This window comes from Acidobacteriota bacterium (genome assembly GCA_016195325.1).
Lineage (GTDB): Bacteria > Acidobacteriota > Polarisedimenticolia > JACPZX01 > JACPZX01 > JACPZX01.
On sequence record JACPZX010000023.1, the window covers coordinates 128,090 to 154,188 of the forward strand.

Annotated in this window: 18 protein-coding genes; 10 read left to right on the forward strand and 8 right to left on the reverse strand. The window is 69.6% G+C overall.

The annotated features are described in order from the left end of the window. Positions 1 to 5 precede the first annotated feature (5 nt). Genes HY049_05670 through HY049_05685 form a run of 4 tightly spaced genes read left to right on the forward strand, consistent with a single transcriptional unit; the run spans position 6 to position 3,670 of the window. Positions 6 to 1,019, forward strand: coding sequence for a DMT family transporter (locus tag HY049_05670; GenBank protein MBI3448390.1), 1,014 nt, complete (start codon positions 6 to 8; stop codon positions 1,017 to 1,019). A gap of 23 nt (positions 1,020 to 1,042) precedes the next feature. Then, positions 1,043 to 1,834, forward strand: a complete 792-nt coding sequence (locus HY049_05675; GenBank protein MBI3448391.1) for an SDR family oxidoreductase — start codon at positions 1,043 to 1,045, stop codon at positions 1,832 to 1,834. 28 nt (positions 1,835 to 1,862) lie between these two features. After that, positions 1,863 to 2,780, forward strand: coding sequence for a DoxX family protein (locus tag HY049_05680; protein ID MBI3448392.1), 918 nt, complete (start codon positions 1,863 to 1,865; stop codon positions 2,778 to 2,780). Further along, positions 2,777 to 3,670 carry a thioredoxin family protein gene (locus HY049_05685; GenBank protein ID MBI3448393.1) on the forward strand — a complete coding sequence of 298 codons (894 nt, stop codon included), beginning with the start codon at positions 2,777 to 2,779 and terminating at the stop codon, positions 3,668 to 3,670. Before HY049_05680 ends, HY049_05685 begins: the two co-directional genes overlap by 4 nt. A gap of 15 nt (positions 3,671 to 3,685) precedes the next feature. Here the strand turns inward: HY049_05685 and HY049_05690 are convergent, their stop codons facing one another. Beyond that, complete coding sequence (locus tag HY049_05690) at positions 3,686 to 5,974, reverse strand: oligopeptide transporter, OPT family (GenBank protein MBI3448394.1); 2,289 nt, start codon at positions 5,972 to 5,974, stop codon at positions 3,686 to 3,688. Positions 5,975 to 6,013: 39 nt separating this feature from the next. On the opposite strand from HY049_05690, the gene HY049_05695 reads away from it, so the two are divergent. Then, entirely contained in the window at positions 6,014 to 7,894 is a 1,881-nt protein-coding gene (locus HY049_05695) for a tetratricopeptide repeat protein (GenBank protein MBI3448395.1), read from the forward strand. Here the strand turns inward: HY049_05695 and HY049_05700 are convergent. Together HY049_05700 and HY049_05705 are read right to left on the reverse strand one after the other, a co-directional pair. Beyond that, positions 7,869 to 8,423, reverse strand: a complete 555-nt coding sequence (locus HY049_05700) for a hypothetical protein (protein ID MBI3448396.1) — start codon at positions 8,421 to 8,423, stop codon at positions 7,869 to 7,871. The two genes, HY049_05695 and HY049_05700, sit on opposite strands and share 26 nt — an antisense overlap. Positions 8,424 to 8,585: 162 nt before the next feature. Continuing rightward, positions 8,586 to 10,286 (reverse strand): SpoIIE family protein phosphatase, encoded by a 1,701-nt coding sequence (locus HY049_05705; protein ID MBI3448397.1) that lies wholly within the window; start codon positions 10,284 to 10,286, stop codon positions 8,586 to 8,588. Positions 10,287 to 10,484: 198 nt separating this feature from the next. On the opposite strand from HY049_05705, the gene HY049_05710 reads away from it, so the two are divergent. From HY049_05710 to HY049_05725, 4 genes are all read left to right on the forward strand, one after another. Beyond that, positions 10,485 to 10,940: an ATP-binding protein gene (locus HY049_05710; protein MBI3448398.1), complete on the forward strand. Its 456-nt coding sequence runs from the start codon at positions 10,485 to 10,487 to the stop codon at positions 10,938 to 10,940. 93 nt (positions 10,941 to 11,033) lie between these two features. Next, the gene (locus tag HY049_05715) at positions 11,034 to 11,372 is read left to right on the forward strand and encodes an STAS domain-containing protein (GenBank protein ID MBI3448399.1); all 339 of its coding nucleotides are present in this window, start codon (positions 11,034 to 11,036) and stop codon (positions 11,370 to 11,372) included. Between the two features lie 117 nt (positions 11,373 to 11,489). Next, positions 11,490 to 13,907 (forward strand): protein kinase, encoded by a 2,418-nt coding sequence (locus tag HY049_05720; protein ID MBI3448400.1) that lies wholly within the window; start codon positions 11,490 to 11,492, stop codon positions 13,905 to 13,907. Between the two features lie 8 nt (positions 13,908 to 13,915). Then, a complete protein-coding gene (locus tag HY049_05725; GenBank protein MBI3448401.1) occupies positions 13,916 to 15,373 on the forward strand; it encodes a diguanylate cyclase in 1,458 nt (485 codons plus the stop codon). A gap of 19 nt (positions 15,374 to 15,392) precedes the next feature. Here the strand turns inward: HY049_05725 and HY049_05730 are convergent, their stop codons facing one another. Continuing rightward, complete coding sequence (locus tag HY049_05730; protein MBI3448402.1) at positions 15,393 to 16,748, reverse strand: sigma-54-dependent Fis family transcriptional regulator; 1,356 nt, start codon at positions 16,746 to 16,748, stop codon at positions 15,393 to 15,395. Positions 16,749 to 16,751: 3 nt separating this feature from the next. After that, positions 16,752 to 18,521 carry an FHA domain-containing protein gene (locus tag HY049_05735; GenBank protein MBI3448403.1) on the reverse strand — a complete coding sequence of 590 codons (1,770 nt, stop codon included), beginning with the start codon at positions 18,519 to 18,521 and terminating at the stop codon, positions 16,752 to 16,754. 417 nt (positions 18,522 to 18,938) lie between these two features. Between HY049_05735 and HY049_05740 the strand changes: the two genes are divergently transcribed. Continuing rightward, the gene (locus HY049_05740; protein MBI3448404.1) at positions 18,939 to 19,169 is read left to right on the forward strand and encodes a hypothetical protein; all 231 of its coding nucleotides are present in this window, start codon (positions 18,939 to 18,941) and stop codon (positions 19,167 to 19,169) included. A gap of 157 nt (positions 19,170 to 19,326) precedes the next feature. On the opposite strand, the gene mutS is transcribed toward HY049_05740, so the two are convergent. The 3 genes from mutS to HY049_05755 are packed head-to-tail and all read right to left on the reverse strand — an operon-like array spanning position 19,327 to position 26,080. Beyond that, positions 19,327 to 21,954 (reverse strand): DNA mismatch repair protein MutS, encoded by a 2,628-nt coding sequence (gene mutS / locus HY049_05745; protein ID MBI3448405.1) that lies wholly within the window; start codon positions 21,952 to 21,954, stop codon positions 19,327 to 19,329. 13 nt (positions 21,955 to 21,967) lie between these two features. Further along, positions 21,968 to 24,856 (reverse strand): SMC family ATPase, encoded by a 2,889-nt coding sequence (locus tag HY049_05750; protein ID MBI3448406.1) that lies wholly within the window; start codon positions 24,854 to 24,856, stop codon positions 21,968 to 21,970. Positions 24,857 to 24,862: 6 nt separating this feature from the next. Beyond that, entirely contained in the window at positions 24,863 to 26,080 is a 1,218-nt protein-coding gene (locus HY049_05755) for a metallophosphoesterase (protein MBI3448407.1), read from the reverse strand. Positions 26,081 to 26,099 lie beyond the last annotated feature (19 nt).

Genomic DNA, 26,099 nt, shown 5'->3' on the forward strand with positions numbered 1-26,099 from the left:
TACCGTTGCCCTTCGAATTCTCGTTCCTCATCCCCCTGAGAGCGATGTCCAACACCGAGACCTCACCTGGCCGCCCCCTCGTCGACGCCAACGACCTGGGGCTCCTCTGCGTGGTCGTCATCTGGGGGCTCAACCTCGCCGTCGTGAAGTTCGCGCTCGGCGAGATGCGTCCGCTGGCGTTCAACGCGGCGCGCTTCGTCCTCGCGACGATCATGCTCCTCGTCCTGCTCAAGCGGCAGGGGGAGAGCCTCCGCACGAGCCGCCGGGATCTGTTCCTGCTCATCGTCGCGGGGTTCCTCGGGCATACCGCATATCAGCTCTTCTTCATCGAGGGGATCGCGAGGACGACCGCCTCGCACGCCGCCCTCATCTTCGGCATCTCCCCCGTGGCCGTCGCCCTGATGAGCATGGCCGTCGGGCACGAGCGCATTCGCGCGTCCGGATGGATCGGCGCCGCGCTCGCGCTCTTCGGCGTCTACATCATCATGGCCGGGAAGGCGCCTGCGGGAGGAACCCCCCCGTCGCTGACGGGAGATCTGCTCGTCCTCGTCGCGGCGATCTCGTGGTGCGCCTACACGGTCATGGCGCGCCCCCTCCTCGCGCGGCACTCGCCGCTGAAGGTGACGACCGTCTCGATGAGCTGGGGGGTTCTCCTGATGCTTCCCCTGTGCGCTCCCCAGGTGGTTCGCCAGCCATGGGGAGACCTCTCGCGGGGGATCTGGCTCGCGATGGGCTACTCATGCGTCTTCGCCCTGGTCGTGGCCTACATCCTGTGGTACCGCTCCGTGAAGCAGGTCGGCAACATGAAGACGGCGATCTACTCCAACCTCGTGCCGGTGACGGGGACTCTCGCGGGATGGCTTTTCCTCGGCGAGCGGCTCTACCCGGCCCTGGGTCTCGGGGCCGCCGCGATCTTCGGCGGGATCGCGCTGACGAAGATGAACGCCGCGGCCGAGTCGCCCCGCGCGGATCGCCCCGAGCCGGGGGAGATCGTGGGCGATCTCGGCGAGGAATTCTGATCGAAGGAGCCTGGAGGCACTCGATGGATCTGGGGATTCGGGGAAAGACGGCGCTGGTCGGAGGGTCGAGCGGCGGCATCGGAAGGGCGATCGCCGAAGGGCTCGCGGCCGAAGGGGCCAACGTGGCCGTCTGCTCGCGAAGCGCGGGCGCCGCCCGGAAGGCGGCCGACGAGATCGCGCGGCGGCACGGCGTGAGGACGACGGCGATCGAGTGCGATCTCTCCGAGCCGGCCGGCGCGACGACCTTCGTGGCCGGGGCCCGCGCCGCGCTGGGAGCCGTCTCGATCCTCGTCACCAACAGCGGCGGTCCGCCGACCGGGGTCTTCCGGACGACCGATGACGCCGCGTGGGAGCGGGGGCACCACGTCACGCTGATGAGCGCCGTGAGGCTCATCCGCGAGTGCCTCCCCGACATGACGCGGGCGCGGTGGGGGAGGATCGTGAACATCGCGTCGATCTCCGTCCGCCAGCCGATCGACGGGCTGCTCCTCTCCAACGCCCTGCGGGCCGCGGTCGTGGGGATGGCGAAGACGCTCTCGCGGGAAATCGGGCCCGAAGGCGTCCTGGTCAACACCGTTTGCCCCGGCTACACTCAGACCCCGAGGCTCGCGGAGGTCGCGGAGATCGACGCGAGCAGCCGGGGGATCTCCCCGGAGGCGGTCGTGGCGGGGTGGGTGGAAGGGACGCCGCTGCGCCGTGTCGGAACGCCCGAAGAGATCGCGGCCGTGGCCGTCTTCCTGTGCTCCGGACCCGCATCGTACGTGACGGGCACCACGATCTGCGTCGACGGAGGCAGGGTCGCCGGCCTCCCCTAGGCGGGAGCGGAGGGACCAGGTTCCCATCATGAGACGACTCGCAGGCTGGATCGGCCGGCTCGCGCTGATCCTGATGGGGGGTGTTTTCCTCCTCGCAGGAAGCCTCAAGGCGGTCGACCCCGCCGGCTTCACCGAGCAGGTGGCGGGATACGGCATCGGCCCGGCCTCCCTGGCGCCGATCGTGACGTACACCCTCATCCCTCTCGAAATCGCGGTGGGAATCGCCCTTCTGCTAGACTTCCGCCGCCGCTGGGCGGTGGGGCTCGCGGCCGGCCTGCTCGTCGGATTCCTCGGCCTGATGGCGTGGACCTGGCACACGGGAGGAAATGTCGGGGAGTGCGGCTGCTTCGGCCGCTTCGTGGAGAGGACCCCCGCCGAAACGGTGGCGGAGGACCTCGGTTTCCTCCTCCTTTCCGCCGCCGGGCTGATGGCGCCGGCGAGGGGGCCGGGAGGCAGGGTGCGTGGCGGTTTCGTCCTGGCGGGCGCTCTCGCGGCGGCCGGCTTCCTCCCCCTGGCGCCGGGGCTCCCGCTCGATGGGTTCGTGACGGGGCTCACTCCAGGGGTCAAACTGGATGATCTGAAGCTGAGCCTTCCGGACGCGTCGCTTCAGACCGGGACGCATCTGGTCGCCCTCCTCGCGCTCAAGGAGGAAGCCAGCACGAAGGCCGCGGACGGGCTGAACGCGCTCGCGGCGGCGCCCGGAGCTCCTGCCATCGCGGTCATCTACGCGGACGAGGAGCAGGTCAAGGACGCGTTCTTCTGGGCGCATGCGCCGGTCTACCCGATGTACCAGGTCGTTCACGGAGAGCTGCGCCGGCTGTACCGGCGCCTGCCGAGATTCTTTCTTCTCGAGGATGGAGTGGTGAAAACGGTGTGGGAGACGCTGCCCGGCGCTTCGGCGATCAACGCTTCGGCGACCCTCGCTCGCGAGGAGGGGAGACGATGAGAGGGCGACCTTTCAGCGCGGGCTCTCGCGTCGTGGCCGCGCTCGCGGCCCTGTGCGCCGTCGGCCTCCTCGCCTCGGGCTCCCCCGCATGCGCGCAGGCTCCCACGAACGCCGCCGCCAGCGGCGCGCCGCTCGAGGAGAACATGCCGCGCTCGTGGTTCCGCAACTACGACTACGGTCTCGAGATCGACGGCAAGGTGCTTCCCGAGGCCGGCCTCTACCAGATGATCGGCAAGCCGTACATGCTGGTCTTCGGCCCCGTCCTCGACTCCGCCTTCGTCTGGTCGGCCGATCCGCGCGTCGTGCGCTCGGTCGGGAAGGACAAGGTCACGCCGAAGGGGGAGGACGAGCTGATGCTCGCCGAGTCGTCGTTCGCCGCGGCCGCTCCCATCCCGTGGATGCAGGACGGCCCGGAGGCCGTGGTCTTCTACGCGGGGCAGAAGCGCTTCAAGATCCTGCGCGTCCCGCCGATCATCGGGCCGACCTCCGCCGACGAGATGCTGAAGCTCCTGCCGGCCTACCGGAAGGGGAGGGACGAGTACCTGCCGGAGCCCGGCGCCGTCGCCGCCCTGAAGAACGTTCGGAAGAAGGTGGAGATCGAGGTCTGGTTCGGCTCGTGGTGCCCGCACTGCCGCGCCGTCGTCCCCCGATTCCTCAAGACGATCCAGGAGGCCGCGAACACCCATCTTGCGGTTTCGTTCTATGGGGTCCCACGGGAGTTCGGGTCGTATGCTCCGTCGACGGCGCGCGATGTGAAGGGGCTGCCGACGTTCATCCTCACGCAGGACGGCAAGGAGTTGGGCCGCGTCCGGGGGGAGCCGGCCTCGGGCTCCCTCGAGGCCGAGCTCGCGAGGATCGTCAAGCAGGGAGTCGTTGCGGCGGGGAACTGAAGGCCGCGTCGTCCGTCAGACCTCGCGCTTCCTCCCAACCTTGAAGAGGACCGCCGAGAGCCCCGCGAAGACGAGAAGCGCGACGGCGACGCCGAATCCGGACTCGCGACCGTGCTCGCCCCACAGGCCCAGGCCGAAATCGAGCTTCGTCTGGAGATCCAGCATCGCGATCACCGCGACCGCCAGCCCGGCGATGGCGCCGCCGGCGATGAGCCCCGAGCTGAAGAGAACGCCGCTGCTCGCCTCCCCCTCGTCCTCGTCCCGCCCGCGGATGCCGTGGCTCCAGTCGACGAACTTCTTCACGAGCCCGCCGACGAAGATGGGGCTGGTGGTCGAGAGGGGCAGATAGACGCCGACCGCGAAGGGAAGTGACTTGACCCCGCACAGCTCCAGGGTCAGCGCCGAGAAGACGCCGATCAGGATCAGATTCCACGGAAGCTTCTGGTTCAGGATGCCGTTGATGACCGTCGCCATGAGCTGGCCCTGCGGCGCCGGCAGCGCGGCGCTGCCGATCCCGCGCTCGACGACGAAGTGGACCGCGCGATCCGTGCTCCCCACGAGGTACGCGCCGTCGGGGAGCGCCCCGGATCCGATCACGCTCTTCCAGATCAGCTTCTGGCCGCCGGCGACGAACGCCTGCGCCGCCTGCTTGTCCGCGTCCGCGCCGAAGCGCAGCTTCGCGACGTCGGCGTCGGGCATCGGAGTCGTCCCCGCCAGATCGGCCTCGGCGAACGTGTAGGAGATCTTCTTCGACTCCGCCGTGCTCGTCCGGGTGTACGCGGCGTCCATGAAGGACATCGTGAGGCCGATGATGAGCGTGGAGAACGTCACGCCGAGCATGAGGCCGATCTGCTGCGAGGAGGGCGTCGCCCCCAGCAGGAACCCCGTCTTCAGATCCTGCGACGTGGCCCCGGCGTTGGCCGACGCGATGCACACGACGGCGCCGATCGAGAGAGCGACGGCGGCGAAGGCGCCCCCGGTCCATCCCACGGCGAGGAAGATGAGGCACGTCGCCATCAGCGTGGCGATGGTCATTCCGGAGATCGGGTTCGAGGACGACCCGATCTCGCCGACGAGCCGGGAGGAGACGGTCACGAACAGGAACCCGAAGATCACCATCAGCACCGCCGCGGCGAGATTCGCCCCCGCGTGGCCGGTGTTGATGAAAAACTGGAGAATCACCCAGAGGAACGCCACGACGGCGATCGAGCCGCCGCCGACGATCGTGATCGGCAGATCTCGATCGGTGCGCTCCTTCGTTGCGCCCGCGGCGCCGTCGTTGCCGGCGCGCAGCTCCGCGATGCTGGACTTGAACGAGTCGATGATCACGGGCATGGCGCGGATGACGTTGAGGACACCCCCCGTGGCCACGCACCCGGCGCCGATGTAGCGGACGTAGGCTCCCCGGACGGCGTCCGGGGCCATGTCGGCGATGGGGGTCGTCCCCGGGAAGATCGTGGTCCCGGGAGGCATGTGCGCCGCGAGGAACTTGATGAGCGGGATGAAGACGAGGTAGGAGAGGACGCCGCCGGCGACCATGATCGCGGAGATCCGGTAGCCGATGATGTACCCGACGCCGAGAAGCTCCGGCGAGATGTCGGCGGACACGGATCCGCCGTCGTAGGTCTTCTTCGGGAACTCGAACTCCGGCGCCGGGTTGCACGCGCCGAACGCCTTGATGACGAAGGCGTAGACGAACCCCAGCCCGAGCCCGTTGATGACCTTCATCCCGAGCGAGCCGCCGCGCTCACCAGCGATGAGGACCTCGGCGCAGGCCGTCCCCTCGGGGTATTTCAGGTTCCCGTGCTCGCGGACGATCAGGTAGCGCCGCAACGGGATCATGAAGAGGACGCCGAGCCAGCCTCCCGCCAGCGCCACGCCGACCACGCGCCAGTAGCTCGGGTCGAAGCCGAGGAAGACGAGAGCGGGGAGCGTGAAGACCACGCCCGCGGCGATCGACTCGCCCGCGCTCCCGGTCGTCTGGACGATGTTGTTCTCGAGGATCGACGCCCCTCCCATCACCTTGAAGATCACGATCGAGAGGACCGCGATGGGGATGGACGCGCTGACCGTCAGCCCGACCTTCAGCGCGAGATACACCGTGACCGCGCCGAAGAACAGGCCGAAGAAGATGCCGAGGAGGACGGCGCGTGGTGTGAACTCGGGCGGAGCCGAGGAGGACGGGATGTACGACTTGAAGGTGGGCTGAGCGGGCGATCCCTGTCCGGTCGCTGGGCTGGCCATCTTCGGAGGCTCCAAGAGAAGGGACGTCGCGACGATCACGGAGGACTCGACGCGCGCCATGTTGAGCCACCGGATCGGATTGAGTCAAGGGAGCGGGCGGTGCGGTACACTCGCGCCCCCATGCGCCGCGCGCCGCTGCTCGTCATCCTGCTCGCAGGCTTGCTCCTCCGCATCGTCTATCTGAGCCAGGTCGCCTCGCTCCCGTTCTTCGATCACCCGGTGGGGGACAGTGCGCTGTACCTCGCCCGCGCGGCGGAGATCCGGTCCGGGAAGATTCTTCCCGACCGGCCGCTCTTCTACGGGAGCGCCCTCTACCCGTACGGGCTCGCGGCGATCCTCGCGCTGCCGGGCGGGAGCCTCGACCTCGTCGGCCTCGCGCAGGCGCTCGCCGGGACTCTCCTCGTCTACCTCCTCGCGCGCGCGGCCCGCCGGATCGGCGGCCGGGCCGCGGGACTCGCCGCGGGAGGTCTCGCGGCGATGTACGGGCCGTTCGCCTTCTTCGAGTCGGACGTTCTGGGTGTGGTCTGGGGGCTCCTCGCCATGGCGCTGGGCATCGCCTGGTGTCTTCGGTGGGAGTCGAGGCCCCGGAGCCTCGTGAGGTACCTCGTTCCGTCGGGAGCCGCGTTCGGCCTCGCGGCGGCCGAGCGGCCGAATCTCATGCTCCTGGTGCCGATCGTCGCTCTCTGGGCCGCGCGCGCTCCGAGCGAGGGGGAGCGCGCCCGCGGCCTCGCATGGGCCCCCGCGCTCGCGGTCGTCGCCGGGGCGATGCTCGCGTTCGCTCCCGTCGTGATGATCCAGCTGGGGGCGTCGGGCGGCCGCGCCGCGCTCAACACGTCGGGCGGGATCAACCTCTGCATCGGCAACAACCCGCGGGCGTCTGGAACCTTCGAGGAGCCCTGGGCGGCCGAGGACCCCCAGTTCACGGCGACCCACACCGATCTCGAGGAGTCCTCCGTGCGGATGGCATCGCGCCTCGCGGGGCGTCCGCTCGACGGCGCGGAGGCGTCCGGGTTCTGGGCCGGACGCGCGCTCGACTTCGTCCGCGCCGAGCCGGCGGCGTTTCTCCGGATCACCGCCCGGAAGGCCGCGCTTCTCTGGAACGCGGCGGAGGCGCCGAACCACCTGGATTTCGTCTTCTTGCGGGAGGTCGCCCCTTCGCTCCGGCTGATGTTCGTGGGGTTCGGCGTCCTCGCCCCTCTGTCCGTCGCGGGATTCGCCCTCGGGCTCGCGCGAGGGCGAAACCGCCGCGCGCTCTCGTTGCTGGCCGCGCTCGCCGCCGGCGCGATGATCAGCGTGCTGCCGTTCTTCGTCGCCGATCGGTACCGCGCGGCGATGGTGCCGCCCCTCCTAATCGCCGCCGGGTGCGGCGCCGCGCATCTCGCGCGCGCAGCCTTTGTCCGCGGGCTTCCAGGGGGATTCCGCGCCGGGCTTTCGCTCCTGCCGGCGGTCGTGATGGGAGGGGTGGCGCAGATTCCGCTGCTCCACCCCGATCTCTCACGGGACCACTGGATGCTCGCGCAGGCCTGGCGCGCCCGCGGCGATCTCCCGGAGGCCCGGTCGGAGTACGAGGCGGCGCTGCGCGAGTCGGGGGAGGACGCGATCCTACTGAACAATCTCGCCCGCGTTTACCGATCGATGGGGAAGGAGCGCGAGGCGGAGTCCGCGTTGCGCCGGGCGATCACCGCCGGCCCGTCGCTCGCCTACCCGCACAAGAATCTGGGATTGCTGCTGATCGGCGCGTCGCGATTCGACGAGGCGCTCGCCGAGCTCGAGGCCGCTCTCCGTCTGGGTGGGGACGACGCCGAGGCGCTCGGCGCGCTGGCTGCGATTCACGCGGGGAGAGGCGAGAGGGATGAGGCGGCCGCCCTCTACGCGAAGGCGCGCCGCCTCGATCCTTCGGATCCGAGGCTGGCGCGCCTGGTGGAGATGTATCCCTATCTCGCCGGATCGGAGCTCACTTCTCCTCGATCCAGACCTTGACGTTCTGCCCATCGTGGTGCGCCTCGACGATCGTGAGGGGGAGCGTCGACTTCAATCCCGCGACCATGTCGGAGAGCTTCAATCCGCCCTCGTGCTCGTCCGTCAGGTAATCCATGACCGCGAAGGGGATACGGATCTCGACGTTCGGCGAGTCGTAGTCCGGCTCCTGCACGCTGACGCGGAAGGTCTCGCCTTCCTTGTAGACCTTGATCTTGTTGTTGTCCTTCTCGACGGTGACGAACTCGTCGACCTTCGCGTTCCGGATCTCCCGCCAGAGCTTGCGGATGTCGATCTCGTGCTTCGACTTCACGTCCTTCGCGATGCTGTTGAGGTCGACCGAGTCGATCACGACGTCGATCAGCGAAAGGGGAAGCGAGACCTTCACGCGCGGCGTGTCCGAGCCCTTCCCGCTCACGTCGACCCTCAGCATGATGAGAGGTTCATCGGCCGGAGCGGCGGCCGCCGCGACGGGGGTGAGAACGAGGATGGCCGCGTCCGCGGCTGCCAGTGCGTACGTCCGTGATTTCATCGGTTCCTCCAGGCCTGCTGCCGAGCCCTTCGTTCCGGGCCGGGATCCGCGTTGTCGGGTGCGGCGCCGTGCTGCCAGCCTCGCCGCGAGCGCCCGTGTAACGGGTCGGGGAGAGGGAGGTTCCCGGGGATGGCATGTTTTTTCAGAGGAGGGAGGGGCGCCTCAGGAGAGGCGCTTGACGATGACGAGCGTGGAGTCGTCGTACTGCGGCGCCTCGCCCGCGAACGCGAGGAGCTCCTCGAAGATGGAGGTCTCGACGCCCGCCGAGCGCTGGTCGCGGTTCTTCGTGAGCACGGCGATGAGCCGCTCCTCGCCGTACATCTCGCCGTCGGTGTTCTGCGCCTCGGGGACGCCGTCGGAGAACATCGCGAGGAGATCGCCGGGCTGCAGCGTGACCTCCCGCTCCTCGAACTTCGCGTTCTCGAAGATCCCGAGCACGACGCCGGTGGCCTTGAGGCTGTCGACCTGCCCGCTCGCCCGCACGACGTAGGGGGGGTTGTGGCCGGCGTTGACGTAGCGCATCACCCCCGTCTCGCGATCGAGCTCGCCGTAGAAGAACGACACGAACTTGTTCGGGCTGGCGTTCCGGATGAGATGACGGTTGAGGGAGGTCAGGAGGCTCGCCGGGCTGTCCACGATGTCGTAGAGGGTGCGGAAGACGGCCTGGACCGAGGCCATCATCAGCGCCGCGGCCATTCCCTTGCCCGAGACGTCGCCGATCACGATGCCCGTCCGCCCGTCGCTTCGCGCCACGAAGTCGAAGTAGTCGCCGCCGACGGATCGGCACGCGTCCGCGCGCCCGCTGATGTCGTACCCCTCGACGGTCGGCGGCCCTCCGGGGAGGAGCCGCTTCTGGATGTCCGACGCCTGCTCGAGCTCCTTCTCCATGCGCTGCTGCTCGATCGCCTGCTTCTCGAGCCGGGTGTTCTGGATCTTCATGGCGGCGATGTTGGCGAGAAGGGTCAGGAGCTTGAGGTCCTCCGGCCTGAAAGAGCGGGCCGTGTTGAGCGTGTCGACGTAGACGAGGCCGATGACGGACTTGTTGTCGTAGAGGGGGACGCACATCGCGGAGCGGATCCCCTGGAGGACCACGCTCTCGCGCATCTTGAACCTCTCGTCGCTCTGCGCGTCGGTCGTGAGGATCGCCTGCCGGTTCTGGATGACCATGTTGGCGATGCTGCGCGACAGGGAGATGGATCCCCCGCTCGACTTCCGGAGATCGCGGACGGCTTTCGAGACCATCTCCGTGCTGTCCCCTTCGAGGAGCATCAGGAATCCCCGCTCGGCGGGGATCGCCTCGAAGACCAGGTCCATGATGACCTCGAGGACCTCCTCGTACGGCCGGTGATTGATGAGCTCCATCCCTGCCCGCGTCAGGATCGTGAGGGTCCGCCCCTCGCTCCCCCGGATGTCGGGGGCGATGGTGGAGCCGAGATCCCGCAGCCTCGACCCGGAGGCTCTCTCTCCGACCCCTTCAACCGCGGAGTGCGTGATGATGTCGTCGAGCGGGATCGTGAACGTGCTCGTGTCCCGGCTGACCGGCGTGTCGTCCAGAACGACCGACGGCGGTCCTTCGTCGCCGAAGAGGATCGTGGTCTCGCCGAGCGTGATCCGGTCGCCGTTCTTGAGCGGCGCGGGCTCGACGACGGCGACGCCGTTGAGGCTGGTGCCGTTGCGGCTCCCGACGTCACGGACGAAGAAGCGGCTGTCGCGCCTCAGGATCTCCGCGTGGAACCTGGAGAGGGAGAGGTCGAACGACAGGTTGACGTCGTTCTTGGATGAGCGGCCGACCGTCAGGACGTCCTTGTCGACGGGTCGCTTGAACGTCCGCCCGTCGGCGGCGGTGATGGTGATCGCTGGCAAGAAGGGCGCTCCAGAACCGGCTGTCGTCCGAGACGTCATGCTAGGCCACGGCCGCGAGGGCCGTCAAACGCCGTCGGGGCCCCAAACCCCTGATTGACACGTTCTTCCGGGCCGGGCTAGCATGCCGCGCACTCACGATTCGAACAGGACTCCAACCCGCGAGAGGACGGGTGTGGGCCGCGGCTCCGACGTCCGGGTATGAGAGACCACCCCAGCATCGAGATCACGATGGCGAGCCGCGTGGAGTTCGTCAACCTCGTCCATGCCGCGAACGACGAGGTGTGTCGTCTCCTCGATTTCGACGAGGACACGACCATGAACCTCAGCCTCGCCCTTCACGAGGCGACGGTCAACGCGATCAAGCACGGAAACCGCCTCGACTCGAGCAAGACCGTCTCGGTGATCTTCCAGATGCGGCCGGGCGAGCTGGAGGTCACGATCCGCGATCAGGGGAACGGCTTCGACGCGGCCCGCCCCGAGGACCCTCGCGCGGCGAGAAACCTCGAGAAGACGAACGGGAGGGGGCTTTTCCTGATGCGCAGTTTCATGGACCGCGTCGAATTCCGTCACGTCCCCGGCGAGGGGATGGTCGTCTCGCTGATGAAGCGCGTGCCGGCGAAGCGCGCCGGTGCGGAAGGGGAGGGCGGGGAGTAGCGGCCTTCCGCCGCGTCGGCGCGTTCGAGTGAGTGATACAATCGTCCGGATCCATCGCGATGCGGGATCCCACGTTCAAGTCGAGGAGGTTTCATGCTCAAGATCAACACCCGGGAGGTCAAGGGCGTCAAGGTCATCGACCTCAATGGCAAGATCACGATCGGCAAGGGCGATCTCATCCTGCGCGAGGCGGTGGATCAGGCGTTGAAAGAGGGACCCGGCTCCATCATCCTCAATCTCGCCAGCGTGAGCTACATGGACAGCGCGGGGATCGGTGAGCTCGTGGCCTGCTACAAGCGGGTCCTCGAGCGGAAGGGGAAGATGAAGCTCGTCAATCCGGCAGGGCGCGTCCAGGACCTCCTGGCCCTCACCAAGCTCGACGAGTACTTCGACACGTTCTCCACGGAGCAGGAGGCGATCGCTTCCTTCTGACGCCTCCCGGGCCGAGGCCGCACGGGACCTCGCCGGACCGATACCGAGCGAGCTCGGGCGCGCGGGTGATCGCCGGCGCGCGCGCCCGACGATCGACTCACCGGCGGAAGCGGCGTGATGATCGGCACAGTCCTCTCTCACTACAGGATCGTCGAGAAGATCGGCGAAGGCGGCATGGGAGAGGTGTACCGGGCCGAGGACCAGCGCCTTCCGAGGTCCGTCGCGATCAAGATCCTGCCCGATCGCGCGCTCGGGAGCCCCGAGCGGCGCGAGCGCTTCATCCGCGAGGCCCGGGCCGCCTCCACGCTCAGCCACCCCGGCATCGTCCACGTCTACGACGTCGACGAGTCGCAGGGGCACCTCTTCATCGCGATGGAGTTCGTCGCGGGGAGGACCGTCTCCGCCCTGATCGAGGCCGGCCCCATAGCCCTGGACGAGATCCTGCGCATCGGCGTGGAGGTCGCGGAGGCTCTCGCGGCGGCCCACGCCCACGGCATCGTCCATCGTGACGTGAAGCCCTCGAACATCCTCGTGGCCCACGAGGGGTTCGTGAAAGTCTTCGACTTCGGCCTGGCCAAGCTCCTGGGACCGCTCGAGGCGAGCGCCCCGGACGACGCGTCGACGCGCGCGCCCAACCTCACGCGCTACGGTCAGCTCATCGGCACGGTCCTCTACATGTCTCCCGAGCTCGCCCTCGGCGAGACGGTGGATCACCGCAGCGACATCTTCTCGTTCGGCGCGGTTCTCTACGAAATGGCCACGGCGCGGCTCCCGTTCTCGGGGACGAGCGAGGTGGCGATCATCGACCAGATTCTCCACGGCGCGGCGCCGCCGATGGCCGAGATCCGCGAAGATCTGCCAGGCGAGTTCGTGAGCATCGTCTCGAAGGCGATGGAGAAGCGCACCGAGAACCGGTACCAGAGCATGGAGGAGATCCTCGTCGACCTGCGCAATCTGCGTCGCGACGTGGAGGCCGGGGTCTCCCCGAAGCCGCGGCGCACGCAGGCCGGCTTCGCGTCGTTCAAGCCGCGCCCGCGGATGTCCCGGCTGCGTGGAGCCCTGTGGGGTTCCGTCGCGCTCGCGGCGGCGGTGGCCGCGGCCCTGGTCATCGACCGGGGGGCGACCGGGACACCGCGGGCCGCGGAGCGGCGCGAGCGATCGGTGGCGGTCCTTCCGTTCGAAAACGCCTCCGCCGACGCGGAGAGCCGGTACTTCAGCGACGGCGTGACCGAGGGGATCATCGTCGACCTGTCCCGGATCGCGAACCTCAAGGTGGTGATGCCCCCCGGAGGCCCCGAGCCGACCGCCGCCACCGACACCCTCGGGCTCGCGCGGAAGCTCAGCGTCGAGACGCTGCTCGAGGGGACGGTGCGCCGCGATGCCGCCACGGTCAGGGTCTCGGCGAGGCTTCGCTCGGTGCCCGAGGGGCGCGTGCTCTGGGCCGACAAGTACACGCGCGGGATGAGCGACGTCTTCGGGCTCCAGGACGAGGTCTCGCACCAGATCGCGCAGGCCCTCGAGATCGAGCTCACGCGCACGGAAGCCGAGAGGATCGCCCGCGTGCCGACGACGAACCTCGAGGCCTACGACGCCTACCTCCGGGGGCGCGAGCTCCTGAGGCAGCGCAGGCCGCAGGAGACCCGCGGCGCGATCGCGCAGTTCGAGCACGCCAGAACCCTCGACCCGAACTACGCCGAGGCCTTCTCGGGCCTGGCGGACGCCTATGCCGTCGGGCTCATGTACGGCTGGGACGTCGGCGACGGCGCGCGGGACCGCGCGGACGAGGCGAGCCGGCAGGCGATCACGCTCGATCCGACGCTGGCCGAGGCGCATCTGTCGCGGGGCGTCGTGGCGGCGCTGGAGGGGGACATGGAGGGGGGCACGAGCCGGGTTCTGCACGCCCTGTCCCTGGATCCCGGCTCGGCGCGCGCGCACCACTGGCTCTCCGTCCTCTACAAGCTCCAGGGGAACTACGACGCGGCGCGCGTCGAAGACCTTGCCGCGCTGCGGCTGGATCCGACGCTCGTCCCGGCGCGGCTGAACCTCGCGCACGTCGCGATCCTGAACGGCCACCCGGAGGAGGCGGTCGCCGGCATGCGCGATCTGCTCGAGGTCGCCGACCTCCCGCTGGCCCGCGCGCTCCTCGCATGGGGGATGTTACGGACGGGACACGCCCGGGAGGCGCTCCAGCATCTCGACACGGCGGCCGCGATGTCGCCGGACGACCCCCTTCTCGCCGGCATGCGCGCCATGGCGCTGGCCCAGATCGGATCGCGGGGAGCGGCGCTGACGGAGGCGAGCCGGGCGTCCCAGCTCTCGGCCGCCCGGCCGTTCCCCCTGGCGGATTACGCCGTGGCCTGCGTCCATGCGCTCGTGGGGAGCGACGACGACGCATTCCGCTTTCTCGAGAGGGCGCTCAAGAGCCCCGCGCTGAGCCTCAACGCGGTCATCACCCCTGCGTACATCCGCGACGATCCCGCGCTCGCCCGCGTCCGGAGCGATCCGCGGTTCGCGCGCCTCGTCGGCGGCCGCTGAGGGGCGTCATGGCCAAAGGCGCCGTCGACCACGAGAAATACCGCGCGCTCTACCGGCTCGGCTCGACGATGAGCTTCAACACCCTCATCGACGCCGACCGTCTCGCCAACCTCGCGATCTCGATGCTCGCCGAGTTCACCGCCGCGCGCCGCGGCTACCTGACGCTCTTCGACGACGAGGGGGAGGTTCGCCACCGCTTCGGGATCGAGGTGGGCGAGGACGTCCGGGACCTCGGCCTCGACGGGGCCGCGGAGCGCCGGATGCTCGACGCGGCGGCGGGGGGCGAGGGGAGCCGCTCCGAGGACGGCCACGCTCTGACCGCGGTGCTCGTGTGCGAGGAGTCGACGGTCGGCGCGATGCTCCTGGAGCGGAACGCGGCCGACCCACCCTTCGATCCAGGGGATCTCGCCCTCGTCGAGGCGTGCGCCGCCCACCTCGCGCAATCGCTGCGGAGCCGCCAGCTCTACGAGTCGCACATGGCGCAGCGACGGCGCGTCGAGCTGTTCGATCGGGTCACGCGGGCCGTGAACTCGCCGAACGATCTCGAGGAGATCCTCGCGATCATCGTCCGGACGGCCAGCGAGGCGCTCTCGGCGGCGGCCGGCGCGCTCATCCTCGGCGACACGGCCGGGCGCCTCGGCGTGGCGATCCCGTACAGGATGCGCGAGGGGCTCGTGGACTCGGAGCTGCGCCCCGCGGAGAGCCGCATGGTGCGCTGGGTCTTCACGGAGGGAACGCCCTTCTGCGACGGGGAGCGCGTGATCGCGCCCGTCAAGCAGGTTCTGCGCGATCGGCGCGTCTTCGACGAGCGGCGGCGCTCGCTCCACGCCTCGGCGTTCGTCAGGACGCTCGGGGTCCTGTACCTCGAGGGGCCCTTGCAGCGGGGCCCCTTCAGCGAGGAGGATCTGATGACGCTCGGCGTGTTCGCCGACCACGTCGCCGCGGCGGTGGCGAACAATGCGCTCCTCCAGCAGGCTTCGACGGACGCGCTCACGCGCCTCGAGTCGCGAAGACAGTTCGAGACGAGGCTCTCCGAGGAGTTCGAGTTCGCCCGCCGGCACGGAATCCCTCTCTCGCTGATCATGGCCGACGTCGACCACTTCAAGAAGGTCAACGACAGCCACGGCCACCCCGTCGGCGACGAGGTCCTCGTCGAGGTGGCGGCGATCCTCAGGGAGGCGGTGAGGAAGTACGACCAGTGCGCGCGCTACGGCGGCGAGGAGTTCATGATCGTGCTCCCCGAGACGCGCCTGTACGGCGCCGAGGTCGTTGCCGAGAACATCCGGCGGCGCGTGGAGGGAGGCCTCTTCTCGCGCGAGAGGATCCCCGTCACGATCAGCCTCGGCGTCGCCGAGTTCCCCCTTCACGCGGCCACCCCGGAAGGGCTCGTGCGAAAGGTCGACCGCGCGCTCTACGAGGCCAAGTCGTCGGGACGCAACCGCACGCGAGCGGCCACGGCGGGCTGAGCGGGAGCGGCGTCCTTCGTCAGTCCTTGACGCCGAGATTGCGGATCAGTCGCGAAAGATAGGTCGGGTTCAGCCCGAGAAGCCCCGCGGCCTTGCGGTGGTGGCCACCCGCCTGCCGGATCGCGTCGCGGATGAGCTGCGCCTTGTAGCGGCGCACGTCGCCGTGGAATCTTCCGTCGACGTCGCTCGGGCCGGGGGGTGCGGTCGTCTCCAGAAGGTACAGGGGCAGGTCGTCCGGCACGATTTCCTCGTCCACGCCGAGGACGACCGCCCGCTCGATGGTGTTCTCGAGCTCGCGCACGTTGCCCGGCCATTCGTAGCGCATCAGCACCGAGAGCGCGGGCCTCGAGATCCGCTTCACGTCCCGCTTCGTCTCGCGCCGGTACTTCGCCAGGAAGTGCTCGGCGAGCGACGGGATGTCGTCCATGCGCTCGCGCAGGGGGGGCATGCGGAGAGTGATGACGTTGAGACGGTAGTAGAGATCCTCACGGAACGTCCCGTTCCGGATCTCTTCCTCGAGATCGCGGTTCGTGGCTGCGACGATCCGGATGTCGACGTCGATCGCGGCGTTCCCTCCCACGCGCTCGAACCTGTGCTCCTGCAGGACGCGGAGCAGCTTCGCCTGGAGCTCCGGCTTGATCTCGGCGATCTCGTCGAGGAAGAGCGTGCCTCCGTCGGCGATCTCGAACTTTCCCGCCTTCTGGTTCACCGCGCCCGTGAACGACCCCTTCTCGTGGCCGAACAGCTCCGACTCGAGCAGCTCCTCGGTCAGCGCGACGCAGTTGACGGCGACGAACGGCGCCGCGGAGCGATCGCTCCAGCCGTGCAGGCAGCGCGCGAGCACCTCCTTGCCGGTTCCCGATTCGCCCAGCACGAGGACCGTCGACCTCGAGGCGGCGGCCCGGCGCGCCGTGCCGACGATCGCCAGCATGGAGGCGGCCGATCCGATCAGATCGACGTGACGCTCCTCCTCCTGCGCCCGGAGGAATCGGTTCGTCTTGCGCAGACCCGCGCGCTCGAGCGCCTTCGCGACGGTCAGGGTGATCTGCTCGGGGTTGAACGGCTTCGTGATGAAATCGTAGGCGCCGCTCTTCATCGCCTCGACGGCGCGATCGATCGTGCCGACGGCCGTGATCACGACGGTCGTGACGTCCCGGCCGTCCTCGCCGACCCGCCTCAGCACCTCGAGACCGCCGAGCTTCGGCATCTGGAGATCGAGCAGGACGACGTCCGGAGTCTCGCGCTCGATCGACTTGAGCGCCTCGAGCCCGTCGCGCGCGGTCGTCACGTGGTATCCCTGCGCGACGAGGCGATCTCCGAGGACCTCGAGGATGTCGGGGTCGTCGTCGGCGATCAGAATGCGTCCCTGGCGCACGCGTCAACCCTGCGTGGAGCGGTGAGAGCCCCACGCGGACGCCGCGGGTGCGCCCGACGGGGGCGATGGAGGTTCCTCCACCGGCCGCGGGGGCGGCGGGGGAGGTCCGGCGATCGGAAGGGACACCGTGAACGTGCTCCCCATGCCGAGGGCGCTCTCCACGGCGATGCCGCCGCCGTGGAGCTCGACGAGGCTCTTCGTGATCGAGAGGCCCAGCCCGGTGCCGACGGTCGGCCCGCCGTCGGTCGCCTTGATCTGGTAGAAGCGCTCGAAGATCCGGGCCTGCTCCCGTGGATCGAGCCCCACGCCGTTGTCGCGGACCGCGATGCGAACCTGGTCGCCGGCCGCCTCGGCGCGGATCGAGACGTTGCCGCCGCTCGGCGTGAACTTCAGGGCGTTCCCCGTGAGGTTCAACAGCACCTGCGTGAGCCTGACCTGGTCGGCGATCACCGTCAGCTCCGCGCTCTCTGCGGCGAGCGTGATTTGCTTGGCGGCCGCCAGCGGCCGGAGCGACTCGCAGATTTCGTGGATGAGCGAGGCGAGGGGGAGCGGGCGCGCGTTGAGCGCAATCTGGCCGGCCTCGATGCGCGAGAGGTCGAGCAGGTCGTTGATGAGGCGCACGAGGTGATCGGTGTTGCTCTTCATCCGGTGGAGGTACCGGACCTGTTTCTCGGCCAGCTCCCCGGTGAGCCCGTCGAGCATGTTGTCGAGCGAGCCCTTGATCGCGGTCAGCGGCGTGCGCAGCTCGTGCGAGACGTGCGAGACGAAGTCGCTCTTGAGGCGATCGATCTCCCGCAGCTTCTCCATCTCCCTCTCGATCAGCCGGTGCTCCAGCTCCTCCTGGCGCAGGAGGAAATTCTCGATGGAGATGGCCGAGTGGATGGCGATCGATTCGACCAGCTCGCGGGTGACCTCGCCCAGCGGCCGGGTCGCCTGCGACGAGTCCGTGTAGATGACGCCGATGACGTCCTGCGACACGGCCGATCGCGCCGACCGGTCGTCGGGTCGCGAGACCCGCCGTGGAGGGCGCGTCAGCATGTGGGCCGCGGGAATCCGGATCGGCAGGCAGGCGATCGAGCGCAGCTTCAACTCGGCGATGCTCGTGCGCTCCCTCAGGTCTGAGCTCTGGAGCGCGTCCGCGAGAAAGATCGGGCGGCCGCCGCTCATGACGTCGGAGACGATGCTCATGCTGATGCGGAGGTTCTCCGGCCGGATGCGCTCGCCCGCCATGTTGCGCGCCGCGTGCATCTGGAGCTTCCCTTCCGGATCCCGGAGCATCAGGAATCCCCGCTCGGCGGAGGTCAGATCGACGACCGCGTCGAGCGCCAGCTCGAGCAGGTCGGTGAGGGACGTGAATGAATTCATCCCCTTGCTGATCTCGAGCAGGATGCGCAGGTTGCGGAGCTCCTCGCGGCTGGTCTCGCGGGCGGGAGTCTGGTCCACGCGATCGAGGATCTGGCTCATCGGATCCTCGTGCAGGAAGACCATCTCGATCGTGCGCTCGCGCCCGAACGAGACGACGTCGCGGTTCTTGAGGGCCCGGCGGACGATCGGCTCCCCGTTCACGGCGGTCCCGAACAGGCTCTGCTGATCCTCGATGACGTAGGCGTCCCCCTCCTTCGACACGATCGCCTGGACGCGCGAGATGTCGCGGTCGGAGAGAACGAGGTGGTTGTCGCGCCGGCGGCCGATGGTGAACGGCTCGGAGGTGATCGGCGTGACGCGGTGGCGTCCGCCCGGGAGCAACAGCTTGAGATGTGGGGTGGCGTCCAACCCGATGCTCCGTGCAAGTAATTGAAATACCTATGACTTGCAGCCACCTGTATATACCACGAACGAGGCGCGGCGGCAAGGGTGCGTGCGATGGGGAGCCCCTCCGGGCGACTTCTCTTTTTTTCAGCGCCCGCTTATCCGCGAAGATACGGTCTTGCAGCCTGCGGGTGGCTCCCGGAGAACGCCCGCGTGACGCGCTTTTCGATAACCCTATCCATTCAATGGCGATGTCGGCTTCCTCGCGCCGGCATGACCGCGCGGCCGTCTGTGGCACCCCGGTTGCTCTTCTTCCGGACGACCGACGCAGGCGGCAGGTTGGCGCGGCGGTCGGTTGATCGGGCGCGTACCACAACCTCCTCCACGCGTCCGGTGAGTCTCGAGGGCGGGCCCCCAGACCCGCCCTCAACGGAGTCCAATTTGAAGCTCGTGGGCAGGTTCAGGACGCAGGAAGGCCGGGTCGTGCGGGTCGCGCCGACCGCGACGTCGAGCGCGGCGGACGCTGAGCGCGACGCGACGCCGCAGCAGGCGGCGCCCCCACGGGATTTCCTCGTGGCCCCCCGGGGCGCGGCGGCCGCGGACGATGCCGATCGCGACCCGTGGTGGTTCCTCAGGGCCCTGGCGCAGGAGGCCTATCAGAAACACTTCTGACGAGTGGTTGCCCGGTTTGTTCACCGCGCCCGATAGTGGCCGGGCGGTGGCAGGGGGTGAGTGAGCCGGGTTGGTCCCTTGGGATGAAGGGGCCGCAAAGGGGGTCGGAGAGGGCCAGCTCCGGCCCCCTTTGAATTTGTCCCGGCGCGTTCCGAGGTCAGCGCGTCGCGCGCGCCTTCAGCTCGAACAGGAGCCTGAGCGCCTCGATGGGAGAGAGCGCGTTCGGATCGATCTCGCGCAGCCTCGCCGCAACGGCCTCGGCCGCCTCGCCCCTCGCCGTGCCGAACAGCTCGAGCTGCCCTCGCGCCGCCGCCGGATCCCGGTGGCGCGCCAGGCGCGGCATGCCGTCTCGTCCCACCTCATCGGACTCGAGGTTCGTCAGGATCTCTCGCGCGCGATCGATGACGCTTCGAGGCAACCCGGCCAGCCGGGCGACGTGGATGCCGTAGGATCGGTCCGACGTCCCTTCGGTGATCTTCCTCAGGAAGATGATGGCCTCGCCGGTCTCCCGGACCCCGACGGTCAGGTTCCGCACGCCCGGCAGGGTCAGGGCGAGATCCGTCAGCTCGTGGTAGTGCGTCGCGAAGAGCGTGATCGGAGGCGCCGTCCCTGCGTTGTGCAGGTGCTCCACGATGGCCCACGCGAGCGACAGGCCGTCGAACGTCGCCGTCCCGCGCCCCACCTCGTCGAGCAGGACGAGGCTCCGCGACGTCGCGTTGTTGAGGATGTTCGCCGTCTCGGTCATCTCGACCATGAATGTCGACTGACCGGTCGCCAGGCTGTCCGACGCGCCGACACGGCTGAAGATGCGATCCACGACCGGGATCTCCGCGTCGCGCGCCGGCACGAAGCTCCCCGCGTGCGCCATGAGCACGATCAGCGCCGTCTGCCGCAGGTACGTCGACTTTCCCCCCATGTTGGGGCCCGTGATGATCAGGATGCGGTCGCCGCGCTCCCCGGCGATCACATCGTTGGGGACGAACCTCTCGCGGGACGTCGTCTCGACGACGGGATGGCGGCCGTCGAGGATCCGCAGGGAGCCGTCCAGAACCAGCCGCGGCCTCACGAACCCATCCGTCGCCGCCACCTCGGCGAACGAGGCGAGGGCGTCGAGCCTCGCGACGACGTCGGTGGCGGCCCGGATTCGCCCGGCCGCCTGCGCCACCTCCGCCCGGATCTTCAGGAAGATCTCGTACTCGATCGCGCCGATCCGCTCCTGCGCTGTGAGGACTTTCTCCTCGTAAGACTTCAGCTCGGGCGTCACGAACCTTTCGGCGCCGACCAGCGTCTGCTTCCGCTCGTAGTCGTCGGGCACCAGGGGAAGGTTGGCCCTGCTGACCTCGATGTAGTACCCGAACACCCTGTTGTAGCGCACCTTGAGGGACGCGATCTTCGTCCGCGCTCGCTCTCGCGTCTCGATCTCGGCGATGTAGGCGCGGCCATCGCGGCTGATGGCGCGCAGATCGTCGAGCGTCGCGTCGTGGCCGTCCCGGACGATCCCCCCCTCGTGGAGCGCGGCGGCCGGCTCGTCCGCGATCGCGCCGCGGATGAGCGATTCGATGTCCGCGAGCAGATCCTCGTCCGCGGCCGCGCACCGGAGCGCGGGCGCGACGAGCTCTCCTCGCACGCCGGCGAGGACGGGAAGGGCGGCGAGCGAGTCCCGCAGCGCGACGAGATCGCGCGCGAGGGCCGTCCCGATGGCGAGCCGCCCGAGGATGCGCTCGACGTCCCGCACTCCGCGGAGGGCGGAGCGGAGGAGTTCCCGGCTCGAAGGGGCCGCCACGAGCTCGGCCACCGCGCCCTGGCGATCCTCGACGATGGCGAGGTCGGTCGACGGGGCGACGAGCCACGAGCGGAGGAGCCGGGCGCCCATCGGGGTCACCGTGCGGTCGAGCACGGAGAGAAGCGTTCCCTCGCGTTTGCCGTCCCGCATGGAGGCGACGACCTCGAGAGTCCTCACCGTGGTCTCGTCGAGCGTCAGGTGCTGCGACGGAAGGAAGGGACGGAGGCGCGTGAAGTGATCGAGCCGGCTCTTCTGCGTTTCTCCGAGGTGCAGCAGCAGCGCCCCCGCCGCCCTCACGGCCGCCCCCGAGTCGCGCCAGCCGAATCCGGCGAGCGTCCCCGTGCGGAGCGTCGTCGTGAGAGTGCGGAGCGCGGAGTCCTCCCCGAACATCCAGGCCGGGGCGCGCGTCACGGGGATCGGCGGCTCCCCTCCGGAGGGAGGGAGGAGACCGGCCGCGTCCTCTCCTTCGGGCAGGAGGACCTCGCGCGGACGGAAGGCGACGAACTGGAGCGCGAGCGCCTCGGCCGCGTCCGCGGCGGGCGCCTCGGCGATGCGGAGGTCGCCCGCCGAGAGGTCGGCGTAGGCGCACCCGACGCGATCGCCGGCCCGGCAGATCGAGGCGAGGAACAACGGCGTCCGGGAGTCGAGCGAGCCCGGGTCGGTGACCAGGCCGGGGCTGACGACGCGGACCACCTCGCGCCGCACGAGCCCCCGGGCCTGCGAGGCGTCCTCGACCTGATCGCACAGGGCCACGCGATGCCCCGCGCCGACCAGCCGGGCGACGTAGCCGTCGGCGGCGTGGTAGGGGACCCCGCACATCGGCGCCTCGTGCTCGGTCCCGCGCCCGCGGGCCGTGAGGGCGATGTCGAGGAGGCGCGAGGCCACCTCCGCGTCCTCGTAGAACATCTCGTAGAAGTCGCCGAGCCGGAACATGACGATCGCGTCCGGGTGCGCGCGTTTCGCGCGGTGGTACTGCTCGAGCATCGGCGTGGCGGGGGTCATGGCGCGCCCCCCCTCAGGTCACGGGCGACTGGAGCGCCATCACGCGGACGCGCTCCGCGAATCGCTCGGGCTCGCGCTCCTGCCAGACGCGGTGTCGCGACTCGTGGCAGGACAGGAGGATCACCTGGTGGCGACGGCCGAACCGATCGATGACGACCTCCATCGCCCGCGCGAACCGCTCGTCGTCGAACGTCGCGAACGGGTCGTCTAGGATCAGCGGAAGCCTGACGCGGCCCGACGAGAGGTACTCGGCCATCGCGAGCCGCGCGGAGAAGTAGATCTGGTCGCGCGCCCCGGCGCTCAGACGGTGGTTGACGTCGTCCACGCCCCGGCGCGATTGGTCGCTCCGATCGCGGACCGTGAACGTCAGATCGTTGTCGAATCTCAGATCGTCGTAACCGTGGGAGACCAGCGCGAGCGTCTCGGACGCCCGCTCGTTGAGCACCTCCGCCCACTCGGCATAGGCCTCGCGCGAGAGCTCCTCGAGGACGGAGCAGGCGAGATCCACCGAGCCCTTGAAGGCCGCCGCGCGCTCCCGCACCTCGGTCCACTCGGAGAGCCAGCGCAGGGCGTCGGGGTACTCCTTGCGGTACTCGCGCAGGACCTCGCTCAGCTCGGCGGAGAGCTGGGACCGCCGCTCCGCGAGGTTTCGAGATTCGTCCTGCAGGCGGCTCCGCTCCTCGACGTACTCCTTGTGGCTCTTCCGGGGGACGAGCTCGGCGAGGCCGGGCGCCTCGGCCACGCGGCGGCGCAGGACCGAGTCGGCGATTTCGACGGCGCGCTTCAGGGAGTCGCCGCGATGCGTGAGAGATCGTCGGACCAGCGCGGGGATGACGTCGCGCTTGAGTGCGTCGTAACGGTCCTTGCGGGCGATTCCCTCCTCGAAACGGCGGATGGCCTCGTCGAGATCGGCCGCGGGCTCCAGCCGGGCGGAGGCGACGATCGACGCGACGTCCCTCGCCTGCGCCGTGCGCTGTCGCTCGAGGTCCCCGATCTGGCGCTCGCTCGCCCGCCGCCGCTCGCGCATCTCGTCGATTCGCGAAAGCGTCTCGCGGCACGTGGTCGCGAGGGAGCGAAAGCGCCGAGAGGTCCGCGGGGTGACGGCGCCGAACCGGGGCTCGTGCCCGCCCGAGTCCATGACCGAACGAATGATGGACGCCGCCTGCTTGAGGAGCGCGGCGGCCTCGTCGCGCCGGCGCTGCAGCGAGGCGCGCTCGGCCGTCTTGTCCTGGTGCGTCGCGGCCTCGCGATAGTCCCGGAGAAACTCCTCCTCCGAGGCGTAGCCGGCGGCCCCGGCGAGCGCGCGCACGCGCGATTCAATCTCGGTGGCGGCCGTCCTCCTCTCCTCGAGGCTGCGGGAGAAGGCCTCCCGCTCGGCGCCCAGCGTCGTCGCGACGATCTGCGAGGCATCGGCCGGAAGCATCGCGAACCGGGTCGCGAGCGCCGCCGCGGCGGCGCCCAGGCTCAGGAACGCCCAGAGGTGGGGAAGCGGCGACAGGAAGAGGCCCGCGGCGCCGAGCGCCAGGACGGCGGCGGCCACGGCGAGTGCGTTTCTCGCCGCCTCGCCTCGCCGCGCGCGCCCGGCCGCCTCCGCCAGGCCGGCGTCGAGGCGCTCCATCTCGCGCTGCGCGTCGGCGGCCGCCGAGCGCAGCGAGGCGAGTCGCTCTCCCGAGTCGAGGAGAAACCGCCGGTCGTCCCCCCGCATTCCTGCGAACCTGCCGGCCATCATCGTCAACCGCGAGGGGTCGAGCCCCGCCGCGCGCGAGGCGCGATCGTGGGCGGCGAGCGCCCGCCGGGCGTCGCGCCGCGCCTTCCACGCCCCCGCGAGATCCGTCTCGGCCGAGGAGAACCTGGAGAGCTCCGCCGGCTTCAGATCGGCGAGCCGGCCGGAGCTGGCCGCCCTCTCCTCGAGCCCCGCGAGAGGGCGGTCGATCTCCTCCTCGGCGCCGGCGCGGACCCGCGCCGCCTCCCGATCGAGCTCCTGGAGCCGGCCCTTGATCTCGATCAGCCGCGCGAGGCCCTGGGAGGGGAAGTCCGCGGCCGGGGAGAGCGACTGGAATTCCTTCTCGCGCTCCTCGAGATCGCGGCGCTCCTGGACCTCCTCCTCGTGGCGCGCCGCGTCCTCCTGGCGGCCTGCGGCCAGCACGAGGTACTCCAGGCGCTGGAGATCGACGTCCACGCGTCCCACCATCCCGGAGACGTTCTCGAGCTCCGAGATCCGGTCCTCGGCGGCGCGCCGTCGCTCCTCCATCCCCTTCAGCCGCTCTGCGAGGGTCCGGATCTCCTCGTCGATCTCCGCAAGCTCTCCCTCGATTCTCCCGCGGCGAATCTTGCGGCCCCGGAACGCGCGGGTGGCCGCCCTCAGAATCTCGATCGCCTCCGAGGCCGCGACGTCCCCCTGCTGCGACGTCGCGATCCGCTGCAGCGCCGCGGTCACCCCGGCGGCGTCGCGGATCTCCCGCGCCTCCGACTGCCTCACGAAGACGCTCCGCGCGAAATCGTCGCGGTCGAGGCCGGTCAGCCGCCCCCCGAAGTCGAGGGTGTCCTTCGCGGTCGTGAACTCCCCGGAGATGTCCTTCCCGGTGCGCCACTCGCGGACGACTTCCTCCTTCTTCCCGAAATCACGGCGCACCGTGTACACGCGCCCGCCGGCCTCGACGTCCATCTCGACGAGATACTCGCCGCCCGACCAGGGGCGGTGCACGTCGACGTCGGGGACGGGGCGGGCCTCCGACCTCCGCTGTCCCGCGGGAAAACCGTAGAGCGCCGCGAGGATCGCGTGCGCGAGCGTGGACTTGCCGCTCTCGTTCGGCTCGAGGATCAGGTTGATGCGGTCGGCCGCGAAGTGGAACTCGCCGCGGAGCCTTCCGAAGTCGCGCACCATGAGGCGCCGGATTCTCATGAGAGGTCACTCTTCATAGCGGGGGGCGACCTCCTTCTGGATCAGCGCGTCGAGCCCGTAGAAGAGCGCGTTCTCGATCACGCGCCGCTCCGCCGGATCCGAGCAGGCCTCGAGGCGCGCCAGCATCTCGCGGGCGAAGCGCGCTTCCGTCGTCCGGAGATCCGCGCGACGGTAACGATCCAGGTCGTAGGCCGGCCTCAGGCGCGACGCGTCGATGGCGACGTGGAAGAACCGGTCGCCGAGGTACGCGTCGGGGAACCTGAGGTCGATCCCGGGGGAAACCCGCCCGGTGAGGCGCAGAAAGAGGATGTCGTCGGGGGCGGCGCTCCGCAGGGCGATCAGCTCCTCGGCCCGCGTCAGCATCGCCTCGCGGTGCGTCAGCCCGGTGCACGGGACCTCGACGACGTGAATCGTCCGGCGGTCCAGTCTCACGCGCTCGAGGGAGACGCGGGTCGTCGCGTCCTCGACGGAGATCTCGCCGACGAGCACGCTCTTGGGCCCCGTCTCGTCGAGGCCGCGCCCCGCGGGACAGCCCGCGTAGGCGCCCACGATCCGCCCGCCGGGCTCCAGGATGTTCGCGGCTTCGTGGTAGTGGCCGATCGCCGCGTAGGCGAACCCCTGACCGACGAGCTCCGCGTCGGAGAAGGGGAGGGTGCGGAGCTTTCCGGAGGGAAGATCCGTGTTGTCTCGCGAGCCGTGGAAGAGCAGGAGCTTCAGGGGGGCCGCGGCGTCGGTGGGCACTCCGGCGGCGACGAGGCGATCCGAGAGGGGCGCGCCGGCGGCGTGCGCCATCCCGGTGATCGAGATCGGCGGGAGACCGGGCGGGTGCCAGACCTCCCATCTTCCCGACGTGAAGATCTTGACGTTCCCTGGCCAGGGGCGCTGTCTTCGCGCGGCGAGGAGCTCGCTGTTGTACGGGCTCCCGAGCGAGTAGAAGTCGTGGTTCCCCGGCGCGATGACGACGGGGATCGGATCGAGCCGGCCGAAATGGTCGATCACGAAGTTCACGGTGTCGAGGCTGACCGATTCGTCGTCGAAGAGATCCCCGGGGACGAGGACGAGATCGACGCCGCGCTCGGTCGCGAGCTGGCACGCGGCCCCCAGGACCGAGCGCATCTCCTGCTGGCGGATCCGGACCTTCTCGGGAGAGAACCCGAGACGTCCCGACGTGAGGGATGAGTCGAGGTGAAGATCGGAGAATTGGAGGAAGCGAACGCTCGGCATGGGTCCCCTCGGCGCGCGC

Bases quoted from the DNA above. Each gene is read 5' to 3' on its own strand.
- HY049_05685 (MBI3448393.1), top strand. From the start codon at position 2,777: ATGAGAGGGCGACCTTTCAGCGCGGGCTCTCGCGTCGTGGCCGCGCTC.
- HY049_05680 (MBI3448392.1), top strand. From the start codon at position 1,863: ATGAGACGACTCGCAGGCTGGATCGGCCGGCTCGCGCTGATCCTGATG.
- HY049_05675 (MBI3448391.1), top strand. From the start codon at position 1,043: ATGGATCTGGGGATTCGGGGAAAGACGGCGCTGGTCGGAGGGTCGAGC.
- HY049_05710 (MBI3448398.1), top strand. From the start codon at position 10,485: ATGAGAGACCACCCCAGCATCGAGATCACGATGGCGAGCCGCGTGGAG.
- HY049_05755 (MBI3448407.1), bottom strand. From the start codon at position 26,080: ATGCCGAGCGTTCGCTTCCTCCAATTCTCCGATCTTCACCTCGACTCA.
- HY049_05715 (MBI3448399.1), top strand. From the start codon at position 11,034: ATGCTCAAGATCAACACCCGGGAGGTCAAGGGCGTCAAGGTCATCGAC.
- HY049_05700 (MBI3448396.1), bottom strand. From the start codon at position 8,423: ATGAAATCACGGACGTACGCACTGGCAGCCGCGGACGCGGCCATCCTC.
- HY049_05720 (MBI3448400.1), top strand. From the start codon at position 11,490: ATGATCGGCACAGTCCTCTCTCACTACAGGATCGTCGAGAAGATCGGC.
- mutS (MBI3448405.1), bottom strand. From the start codon at position 21,954: ATGACCCCCGCCACGCCGATGCTCGAGCAGTACCACCGCGCGAAACGC.
- HY049_05750 (MBI3448406.1), bottom strand. From the start codon at position 24,856: ATGAGAATCCGGCGCCTCATGGTGCGCGACTTCGGAAGGCTCCGCGGC.
- HY049_05690 (MBI3448394.1), bottom strand. From the start codon at position 5,974: ATGGCGCGCGTCGAGTCCTCCGTGATCGTCGCGACGTCCCTTCTCTTG.
- HY049_05725 (MBI3448401.1), top strand. From the start codon at position 13,916: ATGGCCAAAGGCGCCGTCGACCACGAGAAATACCGCGCGCTCTACCGG.